The 17,854-nt window shown below is 45.8% G+C and carries 15 protein-coding genes and 1 pseudogene; 9 read left to right on the top strand and 7 right to left on the bottom strand.

Annotation, left to right across the window (positions count from 1 at the left end):
• Nucleotides 1–334 precede the first annotated feature (334 nt).
• The 8 genes from AB6805_RS07115 (at nucleotide 335) to pyrH (ending at nucleotide 9,857) form a co-directional block, all read left to right on the top strand.
• Nucleotides 335–1,024, top strand: a complete 690-nt coding sequence (locus tag AB6805_RS07115; protein WP_370908743.1) for a zinc metallopeptidase — start codon at nucleotides 335–337, stop codon at nucleotides 1,022–1,024.
• Between the two features lie 252 nt (nucleotides 1,025–1,276).
• A complete protein-coding gene (locus tag AB6805_RS07110) occupies nucleotides 1,277–4,375 on the top strand; it encodes a SusC/RagA family TonB-linked outer membrane protein (RefSeq protein ID WP_370908742.1) in 3,099 nt (1,032 codons plus the stop codon).
• 17 nt (nucleotides 4,376–4,392) lie between these two features.
• Nucleotides 4,393–5,784, top strand: coding sequence for a RagB/SusD family nutrient uptake outer membrane protein (locus AB6805_RS07105; protein WP_370908741.1), 1,392 nt, complete (start codon nucleotides 4,393–4,395; stop codon nucleotides 5,782–5,784).
• Between the two features lie 264 nt (nucleotides 5,785–6,048).
• A complete protein-coding gene (gene rplM / locus AB6805_RS07100; RefSeq protein WP_079471351.1) occupies nucleotides 6,049–6,492 on the top strand; it encodes a 50S ribosomal protein L13 in 444 nt (147 codons plus the stop codon).
• Nucleotides 6,493–6,506: 14 nt separating this feature from the next.
• The gene (gene rpsI, locus AB6805_RS07095; protein ID WP_079471350.1) at nucleotides 6,507–6,896 is read left to right on the top strand and encodes a 30S ribosomal protein S9; all 390 of its coding nucleotides are present in this window, start codon (nucleotides 6,507–6,509) and stop codon (nucleotides 6,894–6,896) included.
• A gap of 92 nt (nucleotides 6,897–6,988) precedes the next feature.
• Entirely contained in the window at nucleotides 6,989–7,984 is a 996-nt protein-coding gene (gene rpsB / locus AB6805_RS07090; RefSeq protein WP_370908740.1) for a 30S ribosomal protein S2, read from the top strand.
• Between the two features lie 133 nt (nucleotides 7,985–8,117).
• Nucleotides 8,118–8,942, top strand: coding sequence for a translation elongation factor Ts (gene tsf, locus AB6805_RS07085; protein ID WP_370908739.1), 825 nt, complete (start codon nucleotides 8,118–8,120; stop codon nucleotides 8,940–8,942).
• A gap of 201 nt (nucleotides 8,943–9,143) precedes the next feature.
• The gene (gene pyrH, locus AB6805_RS07080) at nucleotides 9,144–9,857 is read left to right on the top strand and encodes a UMP kinase (protein ID WP_079471347.1); all 714 of its coding nucleotides are present in this window, start codon (nucleotides 9,144–9,146) and stop codon (nucleotides 9,855–9,857) included.
• Nucleotides 9,858–9,926: 69 nt separating this feature from the next.
• Here the strand turns inward: pyrH and AB6805_RS07075 are convergent, their stop codons facing one another.
• Nucleotides 9,927–11,045: a DUF3298 domain-containing protein gene (locus AB6805_RS07075; protein ID WP_370908738.1), complete on the bottom strand. Its 1,119-nt coding sequence runs from the start codon at nucleotides 11,043–11,045 to the stop codon at nucleotides 9,927–9,929.
• A gap of 85 nt (nucleotides 11,046–11,130) precedes the next feature.
• Here AB6805_RS07075 and pdxH point away from each other — a divergent pair, with 85 nt between their 5' ends.
• On the top strand, nucleotides 11,131–11,778 hold the full coding sequence (pdxH, locus tag AB6805_RS07070; protein ID WP_370908737.1) for a pyridoxamine 5'-phosphate oxidase: 648 nt from the start codon (nucleotides 11,131–11,133) through the stop codon (nucleotides 11,776–11,778).
• A 75-nt stretch (nucleotides 11,779–11,853) separates the two neighbouring features.
• On the opposite strand, the gene AB6805_RS07065 is transcribed toward pdxH, so the two are convergent.
• The 6 genes and pseudogenes from AB6805_RS07065 to AB6805_RS07040 form a co-directional block, all read right to left on the bottom strand.
• Complete coding sequence (locus AB6805_RS07065) at nucleotides 11,854–11,973, bottom strand: 30S ribosomal protein THX (protein WP_079471345.1); 120 nt, start codon at nucleotides 11,971–11,973, stop codon at nucleotides 11,854–11,856.
• A 152-nt stretch (nucleotides 11,974–12,125) separates the two neighbouring features.
• Nucleotides 12,126–12,395 carry an HU family DNA-binding protein gene (locus AB6805_RS07060; protein ID WP_029465307.1) on the bottom strand — a complete coding sequence of 90 codons (270 nt, stop codon included), beginning with the start codon at nucleotides 12,393–12,395 and terminating at the stop codon, nucleotides 12,126–12,128.
• A 316-nt stretch (nucleotides 12,396–12,711) separates the two neighbouring features.
• On the bottom strand, nucleotides 12,712–13,014 hold the full coding sequence (locus AB6805_RS07055) for a DUF4286 family protein (protein ID WP_370908736.1): 303 nt from the start codon (nucleotides 13,012–13,014) through the stop codon (nucleotides 12,712–12,714).
• A gap of 12 nt (nucleotides 13,015–13,026) precedes the next feature.
• On the bottom strand, nucleotides 13,027–13,791 hold the full coding sequence (locus tag AB6805_RS07050; RefSeq protein WP_370908735.1) for an exodeoxyribonuclease III: 765 nt from the start codon (nucleotides 13,789–13,791) through the stop codon (nucleotides 13,027–13,029).
• 16 nt (nucleotides 13,792–13,807) lie between these two features.
• A pseudogene (metH, locus tag AB6805_RS07045) lies at nucleotides 13,808–16,531 on the bottom strand (methionine synthase); the annotation flags it as partial.
• Nucleotides 16,532–16,617: 86 nt separating this feature from the next.
• A complete protein-coding gene (locus tag AB6805_RS07040; RefSeq protein WP_370908734.1) occupies nucleotides 16,618–17,634 on the bottom strand; it encodes a homocysteine S-methyltransferase family protein in 1,017 nt (338 codons plus the stop codon).
• Nucleotides 17,635–17,854: the final 220 nt, after the last annotated feature.

Below are 17,854 nucleotides of genomic sequence, written 5' to 3'. Positions count from 1 at the left end.
TGGGGTATTTGCCTGATCTGAGAAAGTGGCTGCCATCGCTTGTTTCAGGGGTTGTTTTTATCTAATATTACTTTCATTGGGGGCTCGTAAAATGTTGATAAATAGGGTTGATGTTGATGATTTTTGTATATGAATAAAATTTAATAAAACACATTTTTGTAAATGACAAACAGGCGCTTTTTCGAGTAGAAAAATTATTTTAACGCCATAATGACAGTGTTAAATTTATAATTTACAGACAAAAAGCAGGGATGGCAGTCAAGTGCTAAATAAACCTTAAAAGGGATGATCTGGTGAGATATTTGTGCCATAAGATCACCTAACATTTATCATTATGACACCTGGAATCATGTTTTTATCGTTGATTTTTGTGGGGATCAGCCTGCTGGTAAGCTTCGTACTCAAAAGTAAGTTCCGGGCTTACAGCGAAATACCCACCTCTTCCGGTTTAACCGGTAAGCAAATTGCAGAGAAGATGTTGAAAGACAATCAGATATACGGCGTTCAGGTACGTGAAACAGCAGGATTTCTGTCGGATCACTACAACCCGGCCGATAAAACGGTGAATCTGAGTCCCGATGTGTACAATGGCGCCAATGTAGCGGCTGCGGCAGTGGCCGCCCATGAGTGCGGGCACGCGGTGCAGCATGCGGCAGCTTATCCCTGGCTGGGCCTCCGGTCCACCCTGGTACCCATTGTTCAGTTCAGCTCCAATATCGTTTCATGGGTATTGCTGGCCGGTATTCTCCTCATAAATACCTTTCCGCAGCTGTTATTGGGGGGTATTATCCTTTTTGCCCTCACCACGCTATTTTCAGTGGTAACGCTGCCTGTAGAGTTCGACGCTTCCCGCAGGGCGCTGGCCTGGCTGGATAATACCACTATCATGCGCAGGGAGGAACACGACAAGGCGAAAAACGCCCTCTGGTGGGCTGCCATGACCTACGTGGTAGCGGCACTTGCTTCTATTGCCACACTGGTATATTATATTTTGATATATACCGGGGCAAGAAGCAGAGACTAATTAAATAATATTGTTATATTGATAAAAGGCGGCCTTTGGTCGCCTTTTATCGTTTAATAACCTGTAAATAAGCGCTTTAACATTTTGTTAAGAAAAACAGAAAATATTTTTTAGTTTTACCATACGGATGACGATTAACCAGTTTCCGGTGTTTTTGCTTATATGAGAGTTGAACCCGATGTAGCATTCAACCAAATCATTCAATCAAATAGTTCAGCCTGCTGACATTAAACCAAATCTAAACTAAGAACCATGATACGATCCTTCTCGTTTATGGGCATCCTATTGCTATTTTGCATGCTTTCGTTTGCCCAATCCAAACCAGTTACCGGTAAAGTTACCGACCAGAAAGATGGCAGCGCCCTGCCCGGCGTTACTGTCAAAATTAAAAACGGCACTATAGGAACCGTCACTGCCTCCGACGGAACATATAAACTGAACGTTCCCGCAAAAGGAACCACATTGGTCTTCTCCTTTGTTGGCTATGGCGATAAAGAAGTGATTGTAGGCGACCAGCAGGTGGTGAATGCCGAGCTGGGAACCGGTAACAAAGAGCTTTCTGAAGTAGTGGTAGTAGGTTATGGTACGCAAAGCAAGCGGGAGGTAACCGGCGCAGTAAGTAAAATTGCGGCGAAGGAAATCGAGAATCAGCCGGTAGTGAGCTTTGAATCGGCCATCCAGGGTAAATCGCCCGGAGTGGTCATTGAATCCGGTAGCGGTAAAGTAGGACAGGCAATGAAAATACGCGTGCGCGGTACTTCTTCTGTTTCTGCCAACAGCCAGCCGCTGTATGTGGTGGATGGAATGCCCGTATTGTCTGTAAGTAGCTCTGACATAAATAATGACCCCACCAATCCCCTGGCAGACATAAACCCTAACGATATTGAGTCCGTTGAAGTACTGAAAGACGCTGCTGCATCCGCCATCTATGGTGCACGCGGTTCTAATGGTGTTATCCTGATCACTACCAAAAAAGGTAAAACAGGTGAGAAAACAAGGCTGGAGCTGAATGCAGCCAGCAGCTGGGGTAAACCAACCCGTAAAAGAGGATTCTTAAACGCACAGCAATATGTAGACCTGCTGGAAGAAGCAGCTACTAATGATGGCAGAACCGCCTTTGCTACACAAGACCCCGATAATCCCGAATATGCTACAGTAGAAGAGGCAATTGCTGCGTTTAAAGACGGACTTGAAAACCCCGACTATGGCTTGTTCCCTTATCTGACTGTTGGAAAGGACTGGCACAACCCGGGTGTAGGTACTAACTGGGAAGACTTGTCGTACCGGGATGTGGCCCACACTAACCAGATTGACCTTTCTGCCACAGGAGGAACCGAAAAAACGAAGTTCTTCGTTTCCGGATTTTATAACAACCAGGAAGCTATTGTGATAAACAACAAGTTTCAGCGTTATGGCGGCCGCCTTAACCTTGAACATAGCGCTACAGACAAGCTTTCATTTGGTATGAACCTGAATGTAAGCCGTACACAGCTGGACAGGGTAGCGAATGATAACATATTCTCCACACCGGGTCAGCTGGTAGCACAATCGCCATTGTCGCCACTCTATTATGAGGATGGTACTATTAACAACGACAATGTGCTTTATTCAAACGGTTTGTATGATGCGCAGTATAACAGGGATAAACAGGTTACTTTCAGAACCCTCGGCAATGTGTTCCTGAACTACAGGATCCTGCCGTCATTAAGCTTCCGTTCAGAGCTTGGAACAGATATCACCAACCTCACGGAAGATCAGTTTATCAGCAGGCTGGCATCTGATGCCATTGGAAAAGGTTTTGCACAATCCTACTTTACGCAGAATGTGGGCCTTAATACCAACAACTATTTTACATTCACACCAAATCTCGGCACAAAGCATTCCCTGAGCACCACCATTGGTATGAGCTATCTGCAGAACGATTTGTCCCGCACCCAGGTACAGGGCGAATACCTTCCTTCCGATCTTGTGAAAACAGTATCTGCAGCAGGTTCTATCGTTTTTGGTTCTTCTGAAGTACAACGTTATACCTTTCTTTCTTACTTCCTGAGAGCCAACTATACTTTCAATAACAAGTATATTGCTTCCTTCAGCATCCGTTCAGATGGATCTTCCCGTTTCGGACCTAATAACCGTTATGGTGTATTCCCTGCGGGATCCCTGGGCTGGATTATCTCTGAAGAAGATTTTCTTAAAGAAAATAAAACCCTTAATTACCTGAAACTCCGCGCGAGCTATGGTAATACCGGTAATGCTGAAATCGGCGAAAACAGGTACCTCACTTTGCTGGAAACAACGGCTTATCCTTTCCTGCCTGGTTACAGGCCAAGCCAGATGGGTAACTCAAATCTGAAATGGGAAAAAACAGCGCAGTTTGATGTGGGGCTTGAATTCGGATTATTTGACAACAGGTTAAGTGGTGAAGTGGATTACTATAACAAGCAAACTTCCGACCTGCTGTTGAGAGCAAATCTGCCATATTCCACCGGTTATGAGTTCCAGTACCTGAACGTTGGAAAGATGGAAAACAAAGGAGTTGAAATTCTCCTGAACAGTGTGAATATAGACACCCGTAATTTTAAATGGACCACCACCCTGAACCTTGCCTATAATAAAAACAGGGTTAAAAACCTGAATGGACAGATTATCGAAAGTCCGGCTAAAGAACAACGTGCGGTGGAAGGCCAACCTATCGGTGTATTCTTTATGCCCAAATTTGTGGGTGTGGATCCGGCTACCGGAGACGCTTTATACCAGGATTCTACCGGTAAGGGTACCACCGATTATTCGAATGCGCCACGTGTAGTAGTTGGAAAATCCAATCCTGATTGGACGGGTGGTCTTACCAATACCTTTACCGGTTACGGCTTTGACCTCAGTGCGTTCTTCTCTTTTGTACAGGGTAATGACATCTTTAACCGTGCAGGTCAGTACCAGGACAATAGTTTTGCCGGTTACGACAACCAACGCAGCACTATTCTGAAAAGATGGCAAAAACCAGGCGATATCACCGATGTACCACGGTTAACACAAGCGTTTGCTGATGGAAGTTCTGCTGCAGGTTTATCCAGCCGCTGGATTTCTGATGGTTCTTATGTGCGTCTGAAAGCATTAACACTGGGCTATACACTGCCAAAGAGTGTAGTGAACACGCTTAAAATATCCAGCCTGCGTGTATATGTAGCCGGATACAATCTCTGGACAATCACCAATTTCGATGGCGATCCGGAAGTGAACTCAGGTGCTTCATATAGCACAGCCGGTGAACCTGATAATATTGGTGGTGGTATTGATTATTACACACCGGCACAGGCCAGGCAGATCACAGTGGGACTGAATGTTAAATTTTAAGCTTTAAAAGAGAAAAGATGAAAATCTATAACAAATATATCAGCGCAATAATGTTGGTGGTAGCAGTAGCTACGTTCTCAGCATGTAATAAAAAACTGGACGTGACGCCTGGTAAGGACATTGTTCCTGACCAGATTAAAACGGCAGATGATGTGCGGGGCGTTTTAATGGGTGCATATACCAACCTGCAAAATTCAAGTTCCCTGGGGGAAAGATTGATATTGATTCCTGATCTGCTGGCTGGTAATGGAGAGTTGAGTTTTCGCGGAACCTTTTTTAACTACGGGCAATATGATTCCAAAACCCAGGACGCTACCAGTGATATTGCAGAAGAGATCTGGAGACGTAGTTACTTTACTATTAATAATATTAATCTTGCCATAAACAAGATCAACCTGGTGCCGGAAGACGAGCGTCCGGCCATACTGGCCGAGGCCAAATTTATCAGGGGGATGATTTACTTCTACCTGGTTAATTTATATGGCAAGCCATATTCTGCCGGTAATATTACTACTAACCTGGCGGTGCCGCTGGTAACAGATGCCATCACTGATATTGCAGATCTTCCCAAAGGCTATCAGGGCAGGGCTACTGTAGATGCGGTATACAAGCAGGTGGTAGCGGATTTGCAGGATGCCGCCACTAATTTGCCGGAAGACAATGGCAGCGAAGGCCGTGCAAATAAATATGCTGCATATGCTTTCCTGTCGAGGGTATACCTGGCTGAAGCGAAATATACCGAGGCAGTAGCGATGGCTGATTCTATTATTCAGAGCGGCGCATATACACTGAATAATGCTTATGATAAGGCGTTCAACAGTGTTATTAATACTTCTGAAGATATTTTTGCTATTCAGCAAACTGCTCAGAGCAACGCGGGTACTTCCAATAATGGTCTGCAAACTTTCTATGCGGGCAGGGGATTTTCAGGCAGGGGTGATATTACCGTTGACCTGACCGTTGTGCCTGGTTTTGAGAGTGGTGATGCGCGCAGAACCTTTACGTATCTTGACCGTGGTATCAATGTGGGCAGCGGTACTTATACTACCAAGTGGCAGCGCCAGTACAAAGTGATCCCGGTGGTACGCTATGCGGAGATCCTGCTGACCCGTGCGGAGGCTAATCTTCGTGCAGGAACGGCTGTTGGTGCGCCTCCTTTGGAGGATGTCAATGAAATAAGGGCGAGGTCCAATGCTTCACAGCTGGCAGCTGTTACGGCAGACCAGGTGGCGGACGAGCGTGTACGCGAGTTGTTGTTTGAGGGGGATAAGTTATGGACATTTAAAAGATTAAAGAGGAATATCGGCAATAAGAGCTACGATGATAATAAGCTGGTGTTACCTGTTCCCCAGCGGGAAATAGATGCCAGTCAGGGTAAATTGACCGGACAGCAGAACCCAGGGTATTAAAAAGTATTATATAATATAAAACAGTAAGGGCGCTCAGGCGCCCTTTTTTTATTCATTTATATGAGAAAAAAAGCAGTTATTAACCGTACCGGTACTTGCTGTTAATAACTTTTATACAAATTTTTTATTGAAAATCAATCTATTGCAAAGGTGCCCTGTAAAAAAGTCTCCAAAATGTATGGTTATTAAGAATGGGCAATGTACCTTTGCACTCCCCATAATCGGGGAATTGTTTACAAGACGTAATTTTTATCGTATACAACAATGAATACATTAAGTTTCAGAACTAAATCGGCTAACGACGCTTACGTAAAGCGTGACTGGCATATAGTAGATGCAACAAACCTGACACTGGGAAGAGTTGCTGCTAAGATGGCTGCTATCCTGAGAGGTAAAAACAAGCCATACTATACGCCTCATACTGATTGTGGTGATTATATCATCGTAATCAATGCAGAGAAGATTGCCCTGACCGGCAATAAAATGCAGGAAAAAGAATACATGCACTACACTGGTTTCCCAGGTGGTCAGAGAATCGAATTAGCAAAGGACCTGATCCGTCGCCGTCCTGAAGTGTTGATCGAAAAGGCTGTTAAAGGTATGTTGCCTAAAAACCGTCTGGGCCGTGCGATGTACAAAAAATTATTTGTATATGCTGGTGCTGAACATCCTCATGCTGCGCAGAAACCACAACCATTAACTTTCTAATTTTTCTCTGATACATGGAAAAGCAAAAAAATACAATAGGTCGTCGTAAGGAAGCTGTTGCCCGTGTTTACATCAACAAGGGTACCGGTAACATTACAGTTAACGACAAAGATTATAAAAACTACTTTTCTTTGATCTACCTGCAGAACCAGGTGGAACTGCCTTTCAAAACTATCGAGGCGCTCGATAAATTTGATGTGAAAGTGAATGCACAGGGTGGTGGTATCAAAGGTCAGGCAGAAGCTATTAAGCTGGGTATTGCCCGTGCTTTATGCGAAGTGAACATTGAGTTCCGTCCTGCATTGAAAGCTGCAGGTTTGCTGAAACGCGATCCACGTGGAGTTGAACGTAAGAAACCAGGTAAAGCGAAAGCAAGAAGAAGCTTCCAGTTCTCTAAACGCTAATATTTTTGAGCTATTGGCCGTTAGCTCCGGGCTAATTCGCCGGATGCTAAAAGCTAAACATTATTTGATCCTTTTAATTGAGCAATATAAACATGGAAAATAATACCTCATTGCAGCAGCAGTTACTGGAGGCAGGTGTTCACTTCGGTCACCTGAAGAAAAAGTGGAATCCCAAGATGCTGCCTTATATTTTCGCAGAAAAGAAAGGTATTCATATCATTGATCTGAACAAAACCGTAGAAGGATTACAGGAAGCAGCAGCTGCCCTGAAATCTATCGCTAAGAGCGGTAAGAAGATCATGTTCGTTGCTACTAAAAAGCAGGCGAAAGAAATCGTGGCAGATGCTGCGCGTAACATCAACATGCCTTTCGTAACTGAAAGATGGTTAGGTGGTATGCTCACTAACTTCTCTACGATCCGTAAGAGTGTAAAGAAAATGCAGAGCATTGAAAAAATGCTGCAGGATGGTACATTCGATAACATTACCAAGAAAGAACGTCTTACTTTAAGCCGCGATAAAGAGAAAATGGAGAAAGTGCTGGGTGGTATTGCCCAACTGGCACGTGTACCGGCAGCGCTGTTTATGGTTGATATCAGCCACGAACACATTGCACTGGCAGAAGCTAAGCGTCTGGGTATTTCTACTTTCGGTATGGTGGATACCAACTCCGATCCTACTAAAGTAGATTTCGCTATCCCTGCGAATGACGATGCTACTAAATCTATCGCTATTATCACCAGCTACATCTGTGCAGCTATCGCTGAAGGTCTTTCTGAAAGAGCTACAGAGAAATCTGAAGAAGTAGAGGAAGAAGAAGAAGCAGACGATAAAGCACGCAAATTTGAAGTTGAAGGTGGTGAAGACCGTGAAAGAGGTCGCAAACCAGGAGCACCAGGTGGTGGTCGTGGTCCAGGCGGTCCCGGTGGTGCTAACCGTGGTGGCGGCGGCCGTGGTCCTGGTGGCCAGGGTGGCGGCGCTAACCGTGGCGGTGGCGGTCCTAACCGTGGTGGCGGTGCAGCAGGCGGACAACGTCGTCCATCTGGTGCCGGCAGCAGCGGTCCTAGAAAACCAGGCGGCGGAAGATAATATTTTAAGCTTTAAGCTATTAGCCTTTAGCAGTTAGTTCAACCATCATGGTCCCTAACAGCTAAAGGCTAATAGCTGAAAGCAGATTAAGTACTTGCAATAATTTTTACAACAATTAAACTAATTATAGCTCATGGCAACAATTACAGCAGCTGATGTAAATAAACTGCGTCAGCAAACTGGTGCTGGTATGATGGATTGCAGAAAGGCACTGGTAGAAAGTGATGGCGATTTTGAAAAAGCAGTAGACTATCTGCGTAAGAAAGGTCAGAAAGTGGCCGCTTTACGTTCCGATCGTGAAACCAAAGAAGGCGTTATCATCGCTAAAACATCAGCAGATGGTAAATCCGGTGTTATCGTGGGTCTGGGTTGTGAAACTGACTTCGTTGCCAAAAACGAAGACTTCGTAAAATTTGCACAGTCAATCGTTGATCTGGCACTGTCTAACGGTATCAAAACCGTTGAAGACCTGAATGCCGCTCAACTGGATGGCGCGAGCGTTGCTGATAAAGTAAACGACCAGGTTGCAAAAATCGGTGAAAAAATCACCCTCAATAAATTTGAATTCGTTGAAGCTGGTGGCGTAACCTCTTACATTCACGGTAACTACCGTATGGGTGTACTGGTTGCTTTCTCTAAGCCTGTTTCTGAAGAAGTAGGTAAAGATATCGCTATGCAGATCGCAGCAATGAGCCCTATCGCAGTAGATGCTGACAGCGTTCCTGCTGAACTGATTGCCCGCGAAAAAGAAATCGCTGTTGAACAGGTGAAAGCAGAAGGCAAACCTGCTGAAATGGCGGAAAAGATCGCTGCCGGTAAAGTAAATAAATTCTTCAAAGAAAGCACCCTGCTGCAACAGGCTTTCGTTAAGGACAATAACAAGTCAGTAGCGGATTACCTGAAATCAGTAGATGCTGACCTGAAAGTAACTGGCTTTAAGCGAATTGCTTTAGGTTAAGAAAAACATATCAAAAAAAAGGAGAGAATTCGTTTCTCTCCTTTTTTTTGCGCATAACTAATCATACACATAAAAGGACAGTAAACAGGTATCAGAAAAGGCATTTTTTTCTTCCTTTCCTCCTTTCTGCATTTAAGTTGTATATTAGAATACCGTAATCAGTATTAGGAAAATCACAATCTTACAATATTTTATAGCGTCATGTTGCCAAAGTATAAGCGTATTTTGCTCAAATTGAGCGGTGAGGCCCTCATGGGGGATGCAAATTATGGTATTGATCCGAAGGTGATATCTCAGTATGCCTACGATATTAAGGCAGTTACCGATCTGGGAGTTCAGGTAGCCATCGTTATAGGCGGAGGTAATATCTACCGCGGAATGAACGAAGCCGATACCGGTATTGAAAGAGCCCAGGGAGATTACATGGGAATGCTCGCTACCGTTATTAATGGTATGGCTCTCCAAAGCGGCCTGGAAAGAGTGGGACTTTATACCCGTCTCCAATCTGCCATCAAAATGGAACAGATCGCAGAACCCTATATCCGCCGCCGCGCTATCCGCCACGTGGAAAAAGGCCGTGTAGTAATTTTCGGAGGAGGTACCGGTAACCCGTACTTTACCACCGATACCGCCGCTTCCTTACGCGCTATAGAAATTCAGGCCGATGTAATCCTCAAAGGAACCCGTGTAGATGGAATCTATACTGCGGATCCCGAAAAAGATAAAACAGCCACCCGCTACGAAACCATTACTTTCTCAGAAGTATACCAGAAATCCCTCAACGTGATGGATATGACAGCCTTTACCCTTTGCCAGGAAAATAAGCTGCCTATTATCGTGTTTGATATGAACCGCCAGGGTAACCTCCTGAACGTGATCATGGGTAAAAATGTGGGTACCTTAGTAAAGGGATAAGTAAACGCATAAAAAAAGCAGCGAAGAGCATTTGTTCTTCGCTGCTTTTTTTATGCCGTCAAACGGCCGTTATTTTAATATACTCTTCATCTCCGCAAGCGGGATGTATAAAGTTACCTGGCCCAGTGCATACGGCCCGATCTCGTAGGGCACATAACTAAACGCTACTCCCTTGCCGGTAACAATCATATTATTATTCGGAGGGATGTTTTTTACCAGCAGGTGCTGATCCAGCGCATCTTCTTCACTCATATTGAACCGTTTCCTGAAAGCTTTATCCAGCAAGCCGCTCAGCGTTTCTTTATAACCTGATTTGAAAATATCGTCGGGGGTAAGCACTGTACGTTTCGACAGGTCCAGTGTGTAATACGTGGCGCCCCAGTTGCCATGCGCGCCGCCGGTAAAGTTGTAAGCATACTTTTCTATCACCAGCAAAGGCCAGGTGTTATACACTACTTTCATGTCGTTATCTGTGGTCCAGTTCCACGACGCGGCAGTGGTGTTATCATTAAACGTTGTGCTGTCGGCATCTTTGGCCGAATAACGGTAGATCAGGATAAAGGAGTCGATTCCTTTTCTCAGGAATTTCTGCGGGTCGGCAGCCCGGCTGTTCCCTGTTACCTGACCGATAATAAACCGGGCGGTGGTGCTATCCACCAGGGAGTCGGGCCATATGATACTGTTGGACACGGTGCCCGCCGGTGATTGGGCCATGGAAGGCGCCAGCTTTGCAGAATCAATCTGGTAGAATACTTTCAGGGGTACGGCGTTTTTCAGATCGGTGTGCAGTTCAAAATGATAGGAAGTGCCGTTGCCATGCCATACACCTTTGAATTTTCCGTCGTCAGAAAGATAGCCGCTGAAGAGGCGGTCTTCTGAACTGTTATTGGTTTCTTCATAGATGTTCGCCAGGGTTGAATCCAGGGTGCCCCATAAAGGAATGGGCTGACCGGTGCTATCATCGCAATAGTAACCGCGGAACAGGTGGGGCGCGGTTTTCAGCAATTGCATGGTAATTTCTTTATCGCCCAGTTTTCCTTTGAGCTGGGTATAGAACAGGGGAGTAGAAGCCAGTGGTACAATCAGGTTGGCTGTGTTAGCCGGTGCCTTGCTGTTGTTGTTATTCCGTGTGTTACAGGAGAGGAGTACAACAGCTATCAGCAGTACCAGTAGAGAAACTCTTTTCATAGTATGATTTATATCAGGTACCTCAAAATTACTATTATCCTTCCATACCTTTGAGTACCCGTTTGAATCATAAAAATAACAGACCATGTTGAACCAGAAAATAGCTGATTTACGAAAAGATTATAAACTGGCTTCCCTGGATGAAAGCGAGGTGGCGCCTTACCCCTTGTCCCAGTTCGGGAAATGGTGGCAGGATGCGATCACCAGTGAAATTGATGAAGCCAATGCTATGACATTGGCCACCAGTACGGCGGATGGCCGCCCATCTGCAAGGATTGTATTATTGAAAAGCTTTGATGAGGATGGCTTTTTGTTTTTTACCAATTACGAAAGCCGTAAGGGACAGGAACTGGCAGAGAATCCGCATGTTAGTTTATTGTTTTTCTGGCGGGAGCTGGAACGCCAGGTTCGTATAGAGGGCACCGTTAGTAAGGCGCCGGTATCGGTGAGTAATGAGTATTACAACAGCCGGCCGGAAGGCAGCCGGATTGGCGCCATCGCTTCGCCGCAAAGCAAGGTCATTCCGGACCGTACTTTCCTGGAGGAACAGGTAGACCAGGTAGCGGCAAAATACCGGCAGGAGGCTCCTCAAAGACCCGATTACTGGGGTGGTTATGTGGTGAAGCCACAGGTGATGGAATTCTGGCAGGGGAGAAGCAGCCGGTTGCACGACAGGATCCTGTATACATTACTGCCGGAAGGCGGTTGGAAAATTGAGCGGCTGGCTCCATGATATTCCAGGTGTTAAAATAAAAATGCCGCTAAGATTATGTGAATAATCTTAGCGGCATTTTACTAAAGCGTAAAATTAAGCTTTTGGTGCAGCAGCTTTTGCGGCAGTATTTTTCCTGGTCTTTGCAGATCTAACCTTACCGAAAGATTTACTGAAGATCTTACCTTTTTTGGTTTTAATATCTCCTCTACCCATAACGAATAATTTGAAGTTTGTTGTTGTTAAATATGATGTTATCAGGCTGCAAAATACTGTAATTCGATGAAATAGCGTAGTACTGGCCGTTTGATATAAAAAAAAAGCAAGAAACATAACTGTTCCTTGCTTGAATAAGTTGTGTTAACTGATTAGAGCTTGTCGGATAAAGCTTTACCAGCCTTGAACTTAGCAACTTTCTTAGCCTTGATCTTGATGATCTGACCGGTTTGTGGGTTTCTACCGTTACGTGCTGCACGTTTAGAAACGGAGAAAGTACCGAAACCAACCAAAGTTACTTTACCACCTTTTTTCAGGGTATCAGCAACAGCTTTGGTGAAAGAGTCCAGAGCTTCGTTAGCCTGGGTTTTGGTAATAGCTGCATCTTTAGCAAGCTTGTCGATTAATTCGGCTTTGTTCATAGTTAGTAAGATTTAACTAGTGAAAAAATGTTTGATGTGAGCAAATATAGCGCGTTTTATCAGATTACCAAATTTTTTACAGCTTTTTTATAGAAAATTTTATCGGCTGAAAAACGCTACTGGTAACGGTTACAGCTGATTGGTCTTTTATCTGCTAAAGGACTCCCCTTTAGCAGAATCGCATAGAACCCTGTACCGTGGCATGTTTGCATGCTTTTTTACTATTAACGCAGGATCGAACCAACTATTGTACCAGACTCCGGACACCCCGAAAATAGTGGATTTCCTGTGGATAAGTTTAGTAAAGACCCCTTACTTACAGCACTTCCATTACGGTGTTAAAGGCAATAAAACGATCGCCGAAAAGGTCATATCCTCTTTGCCGCAGGGCCTGTTGGTGCTGGTCTGCAAAGGATTGATAGTCGTCCAGGCTGTCCGCAAAATATTGCACAACATAGGTAGGACCCTCTTCATCATCCTGTTCCAGCAGGCGGCTGATGCGGTAATCACGGAATAATCCGGTGGCCAGCATAGCCGGAATATGTTCTTCCCGCAACCATTGCATCCACTGTAAATATGTATCTGTGGCTACTTTCGTGGTTACATTATATATAATCATACGCCTCTTTATTTATACGGCCAGCTCCACGAATACCGGACAATGATCCGAGTGCTTTACCTGCTGGTAAATAGTGGCATGTTTGAGCTGTTCTTTCAGTGGTGCGGAAACGTTGATATAATCAATACGCCAGCCTTTGTTATTGTTCCTTGCATTGGCCCGGAAGCTCCACCAGCTGTACTGATGGGGATCCGTATTAAAATGACGGAAGCTGTCTACAAAGCCGCTTTCAAAGAAGCGGTCCATCCATGCCCGTTCTTCCGGCAAAAAGCCGGTGGAGTTCTTGTTACTCACGGGATCATGGATATCTATCGGCTTATGGCAAATATTGTAATCGCCGCATACAACCAGGTTCGGGCGGGTTTTCTTTAATTCTTCCAGGTATTGAAAAAACTCTTCCAGCCATTGGTACTTATAGGTCTGACGCAGCTCGCCGCTGGTGCCGGATGGGAAGTAAGTATTGATCAGGGTAATATTGCCGAAATCAAGCCTTATAAAGCGGCCTTCCAGATCGCTTTGTCCGTGGCCACTGCCATACTGTACAAAATCGGGTTTAATACGGGTGAGCACTGCTACTCCGCTGTATCCTTTCTTTTGTGCAGGATACCAGTAATGCGCATAGCCGAGGTTGTCGAATTGCTGAAAGTCGATATTTTCCTGGTGGGCCTTTATCTCCTGCAGGCAGATAATATCAGCGGGATCTGTTTGTAACCATTCTGTGAAGCCTTTAGTCATGGCTGACCTCAGGCCATTCACATTGTAAGAAATGATTCTCATGTTGGGTGTAATGCTTTTAGATATCGTATTCGAGGTTTGGACGGAGCCATTGTTCGGCTTCTTCCACTGTCCAGTTTTTACGGGCAGCGTAGTCTATCACCTGGTCTTTTTCAATTTTTCCGAGGCCGAAATATTTGCCTTCCGGGTTGGCAAAATACCAGCCGCTTACACTGGAGGCGGGGTACATCGCCAGTGATTCGGTAAGGGTAATACCAGTGTTCTCGGTAGCGTTCAGCAGATCAAACAACTTCCATTTTTCGGTATGGTCGGGGCAGGCGGGATATCCCGGCGCCGGACGGATACCTGCATAGGCTTCCTTGATGAGATCTTCGTTGCTCAGGTGTTCTTCGGTAGCATATCCCCAGAACTCTTTACGTACACGTTCGTGCATCAGTTCTGCGAAGGCTTCGGCGAGCCTGTCGGCCAGTGCTTTCAGCATGATGCTGTTATAGTCGTCGTGTTCCGCTTTGAATTTATCCAGCCACTTTTCAATGCCAACACCGGTAGTTACCGCAAAGCCGCCGATATAGTCGGTTTTGCCGGATTCCACGGGAGCAATGAAATCTGCAAGGGAAAGGTTCGGCTGGCCCGGTGCTTTCTTTACCTGCTGACGGAGGAATTCCAGTTGTGCCGGTTTGATCTCCGGTTGTTCTGGTGTTACCAACACAGAGTCAGCAGCCACCCTGTTGGCAGGGAAGAGGCCAATAACAGCGTTGGCGCCCAGCCATTTTTCTTTAATCACCTTGTTTAATAACTCCTTTGCATCATTAAACAGGCGGGTGGCTTCCACGCCTACTACTTCATCGGTAAGGATCTGTGGGTATTTACCATGCAGTTCCCAGGCAATGAAGAAGGGCTGCCAGTCGATATACTTTGCAATTTCCCCGAGATCGTAATTCTCAAACTTCATTACACCGGTCATTTTAGGTTTTACCGGGGTAAAGGTATCCCAGTTAATGACGGTTTTATTGGCTTGTGCAGCAGCGATCGGGAGGAATTGTTTAGTTTGTTTTTTATTCTTGAAAGCCTCGTTGAGCTTTTGATATTCTGTTTGTATACCCGCGAGGAAGCCGGGTTTCAGTGCTTTATTGAGCAGGCTGCCGGTAACGGTTACGCTGCGGGATGCGTCCAGTACGTGTACTACCCCATGCGCATATTCCTGGGCTATTTTAACGGCCGTATGTGTGCGGCTGGTGGTGGCGCCCCCGATGATCAGCGGGATATTGAAATCCTGCCGTTTCAATTCACGGGCCACGTGTACCATTTCATCGAGACTGGGGGTGATGAGGCCACTCAGACCAATGATATCCACTTTTTCCTGGCGGGCGGTCTGGAGGATCTTTTCAGCCGGTACCATTACACCGAGGTCAATGATTTCATAGCCGTTGCAGGCCAGTACCACGCCTACAATGTTTTTACCGATATCGTGTACGTCGCCTTTTACGGTGGCCAGCAGGATTTTTCCGGCTGCCTTTATTTCTCCGCCGTGTTCGGCCTGTATGCGTAATTTCTCTTCTTCAATATATGGCGTGAGGATGGCTACGGATTTTTTCATCACGCGGGCGCTTTTTACCACCTGCGGGAGGAACATTTTACCACTGCCAAACAAATCGCCTACGATGTTCATACCAGCCATCAGCGGACCTTCAATTACATCCAGCGGACGCGGGTATTTCTGACGGGCTTCTTCTGTATCTCCATCTATATAGTCGGTAATGCCATTTACCAGGGCGTGGCTTAAGCGGTCTTCCACAGAGCCCAGGCGCCAGGTTTCATCTTTCTCTACTACTTTTCCTTTGGCCTTAACGGTTTCTGCAAATTGTATGAGCCGTTCGGTAGCATCATCCCTTCTGTTTAGTATGGCATCCTCACAAAGTTCGCGGAGCGTTGGTTCTATGTCATCATAGATCTGCAGCATCCCGGCGTTCACAATACCCATATCCATTCCCGCTTTGATGGCATGGAACAGGAATACGGAGTGCATGGCCTCTCTCACGGTTTCGTTACCGCGGAAAGAGAAGGATACGTTACTTACGCCGCCGCTTATTTTTGCCAGGGGCATCAGTTGTTTGATGCGGCGGGTAGCGTTAATGAATTCTACCGCGTAGTTATTATGTTCTTCGATACCGGTGGCGATGGCGAAGATATTGGGATCGAAGATGATATCCTGCGGATCGTATCCTACTACTTCCGTAAGTATTTTATAGGCACGGTGACTGAAGCTTACCCTTTTATCTTCGGTGTCGGCCTGGCCATGTTCATCGAAGGCCATTACAACCACGGCGGCGCCATAGCTTTTGCAGATATGCGCCTGTTCAATGAATTTGGCTTCTCCTTCCTTTAAGCTGATGGAGTTCACAATACATTTACCCTGTACGCATTTCAACCCGGCTTCAATCACGGAAAACTTACTGGAGTCGATCATTACCGGGATACGGGAAATATCCGGTTCTCCTGCCAGCAGGTTAAGGAAGGTAGACATGGCCGTTTCCCCGTCGAGAAGGGCGTCGTCCATGTTTACGTCGAGGATCTGCGCACCGCTTTCCACCTGTTGGCGGGCAACAGACAGGGCTTCTTCGAACAGTCCTTCCCTTACGAGGCGGGCAAATTTCTTGGAGCCGGTTACGTTGGTACGTTCCCCTACGTTAATGAAGTTGGTTTCAGGTCTTACCACCAAAGGTTCCAGTCCGCTCAGGCGCATAAAGGGTTTGATGACCCTGCGTTCTTCGCTGATAATAGGTTCGTTGACGATATCTGTATTATTTATAGTTGTTTCGCTCATTTCTGCTGTAAGTGATGTTTAAATAGAAAACCTGCCACGGTTGATCAGGCGAGTGTTTCGGCCAATACGGGTTTGAGGCGTGGTTTGATATGTTTCACATGTTCTGCAATGTGGCGTATATGATCGGGTGTAGTACCGCAGCAGCCACCTACTATGTTAACAAAGCCGGAGGCGGCAAAGTCTTCAATGATGCAGGCAGTATCTTCCGGTTCCTCATCATATTCCCCGAAGGCATTCGGCAGACCGGCGTTGGGGTAGCAGCTCACATAGCAGCTGGCTATGTTGGAGAGCTCCTCTACATAAGGGCGCATCTGCTGACCGCCTAAGGCGCAGTTTAAACCGATGGAGAACGGGTTGGCATGCATCACGGAAATATAGAATGCTTCCAGGGTTTGCCCGCTGAGGGTTCTGCCGGAGGCATCTGTGATGGTACCCGAAATCATTACGGGGATTTCAGGTTTCCCTGTTTCGCGGTAGTATTTCTTGATGGCATAGATCGCTGCTTTGCAGTTCAGCGTATCAAAAATGGTTTCTATCAGGAGGATATCCACACCGCCTTCAGAGAGGCCCCTTACCTGTTCTTCATAGGCGGCGGCCACTTCATCGAAGTATACGGAGCGGAACCCGGGATTATTTACATCCGGCGACAGCGACAGCGTTTTGTTCATGGGGCCGATGGCGCCAGCCACAAAACGGGGCTTATCAGGGTTTTTAGCGGTATACTCAGCAGTAGCTCTTTTGGCTATTTGCGCAGCGGCTACATTCAACTCATAGGCCAGCGATTGCATATCGTAGTCGGCCATGGCAATAGAGGTGCTGCTGAAAGTATTGGTTTCAATAATATCCGCGCCTGCTTCCAGGTACTCCTTGTGAATGGCTTCAATAATTTGAGGCTGGGTAAGATTAAGGAGGTCGTTATTGCCTTTAAGATCACTGGGATAGTTAGCAAAGCGGGTGCCCCTGTAGTCGGATTCCTGGAGTTGATATCGCTGGATCATGGTGCCCATTGCACCATCGATGATAAGTATGCGCTCATTGGCGCAGTCTTGTAAAGATTTCATATTTATCAAGGCGTTTATTAGTTACAGTTAAGAAAAGAACAGGGTCGAACAATAAACAAATCCACCCTGAACGAGTTCACAAATATAACCTTTTCCCGGCTAATTTATTGTTTTGTGATTTGCATGGATTCCCGGACCTGACCGGCTTTGATCTTTCTTTTTGAGAGCATATATCTTTGTGAATAAATATAGATTTTGTTTATACCTATAAATTTAATTT

It is taken from the genome of Chitinophaga sp. RCC_12, assembly GCF_041360695.1.
GTDB lineage: Bacteria > Bacteroidota > Bacteroidia > Chitinophagales > Chitinophagaceae > Chitinophaga.
The sequence above is the reverse complement of the archived record's forward strand: the minus strand, read 5'-3'. Positions and strand labels throughout refer to the sequence as shown.

What these genes read in the sequence shown, in the direction of transcription:
- AB6805_RS07115 (WP_370908743.1), top strand. Translation starts at nt 335, where the DNA reads ATGACACCTGGAATCATGTTTTTATCGTTGATTTTTGTGGGGATCAGC.
- AB6805_RS07110 (WP_370908742.1), top strand. Translation starts at nt 1,277, where the DNA reads ATGATACGATCCTTCTCGTTTATGGGCATCCTATTGCTATTTTGCATG.
- AB6805_RS07105 (WP_370908741.1), top strand. Translation starts at nt 4,393, where the DNA reads ATGAAAATCTATAACAAATATATCAGCGCAATAATGTTGGTGGTAGCA.
- rplM (WP_079471351.1), top strand. Translation starts at nt 6,049, where the DNA reads ATGAATACATTAAGTTTCAGAACTAAATCGGCTAACGACGCTTACGTA.
- rpsI (WP_079471350.1), top strand. Translation starts at nt 6,507, where the DNA reads ATGGAAAAGCAAAAAAATACAATAGGTCGTCGTAAGGAAGCTGTTGCC.
- rpsB (WP_370908740.1), top strand. Translation starts at nt 6,989, where the DNA reads ATGGAAAATAATACCTCATTGCAGCAGCAGTTACTGGAGGCAGGTGTT.
- tsf (WP_370908739.1), top strand. Translation starts at nt 8,118, where the DNA reads ATGGCAACAATTACAGCAGCTGATGTAAATAAACTGCGTCAGCAAACT.
- pyrH (WP_079471347.1), top strand. Translation starts at nt 9,144, where the DNA reads ATGTTGCCAAAGTATAAGCGTATTTTGCTCAAATTGAGCGGTGAGGCC.
- AB6805_RS07075 (WP_370908738.1), bottom strand. Translation starts at nt 11,045, where the DNA reads ATGAAAAGAGTTTCTCTACTGGTACTGCTGATAGCTGTTGTACTCCTC.
- pdxH (WP_370908737.1), top strand. Translation starts at nt 11,131, where the DNA reads ATGTTGAACCAGAAAATAGCTGATTTACGAAAAGATTATAAACTGGCT.
- AB6805_RS07065 (WP_079471345.1), bottom strand. Translation starts at nt 11,973, where the DNA reads ATGGGTAGAGGAGATATTAAAACCAAAAAAGGTAAGATCTTCAGTAAA.
- AB6805_RS07060 (WP_029465307.1), bottom strand. Translation starts at nt 12,395, where the DNA reads ATGAACAAAGCCGAATTAATCGACAAGCTTGCTAAAGATGCAGCTATT.
- AB6805_RS07055 (WP_370908736.1), bottom strand. Translation starts at nt 13,014, where the DNA reads ATGATTATATATAATGTAACCACGAAAGTAGCCACAGATACATATTTA.
- AB6805_RS07050 (WP_370908735.1), bottom strand. Translation starts at nt 13,791, where the DNA reads ATGAGAATCATTTCTTACAATGTGAATGGCCTGAGGTCAGCCATGACT.
- AB6805_RS07040 (WP_370908734.1), bottom strand. Translation starts at nt 17,634, where the DNA reads ATGAAATCTTTACAAGACTGCGCCAATGAGCGCATACTTATCATCGAT.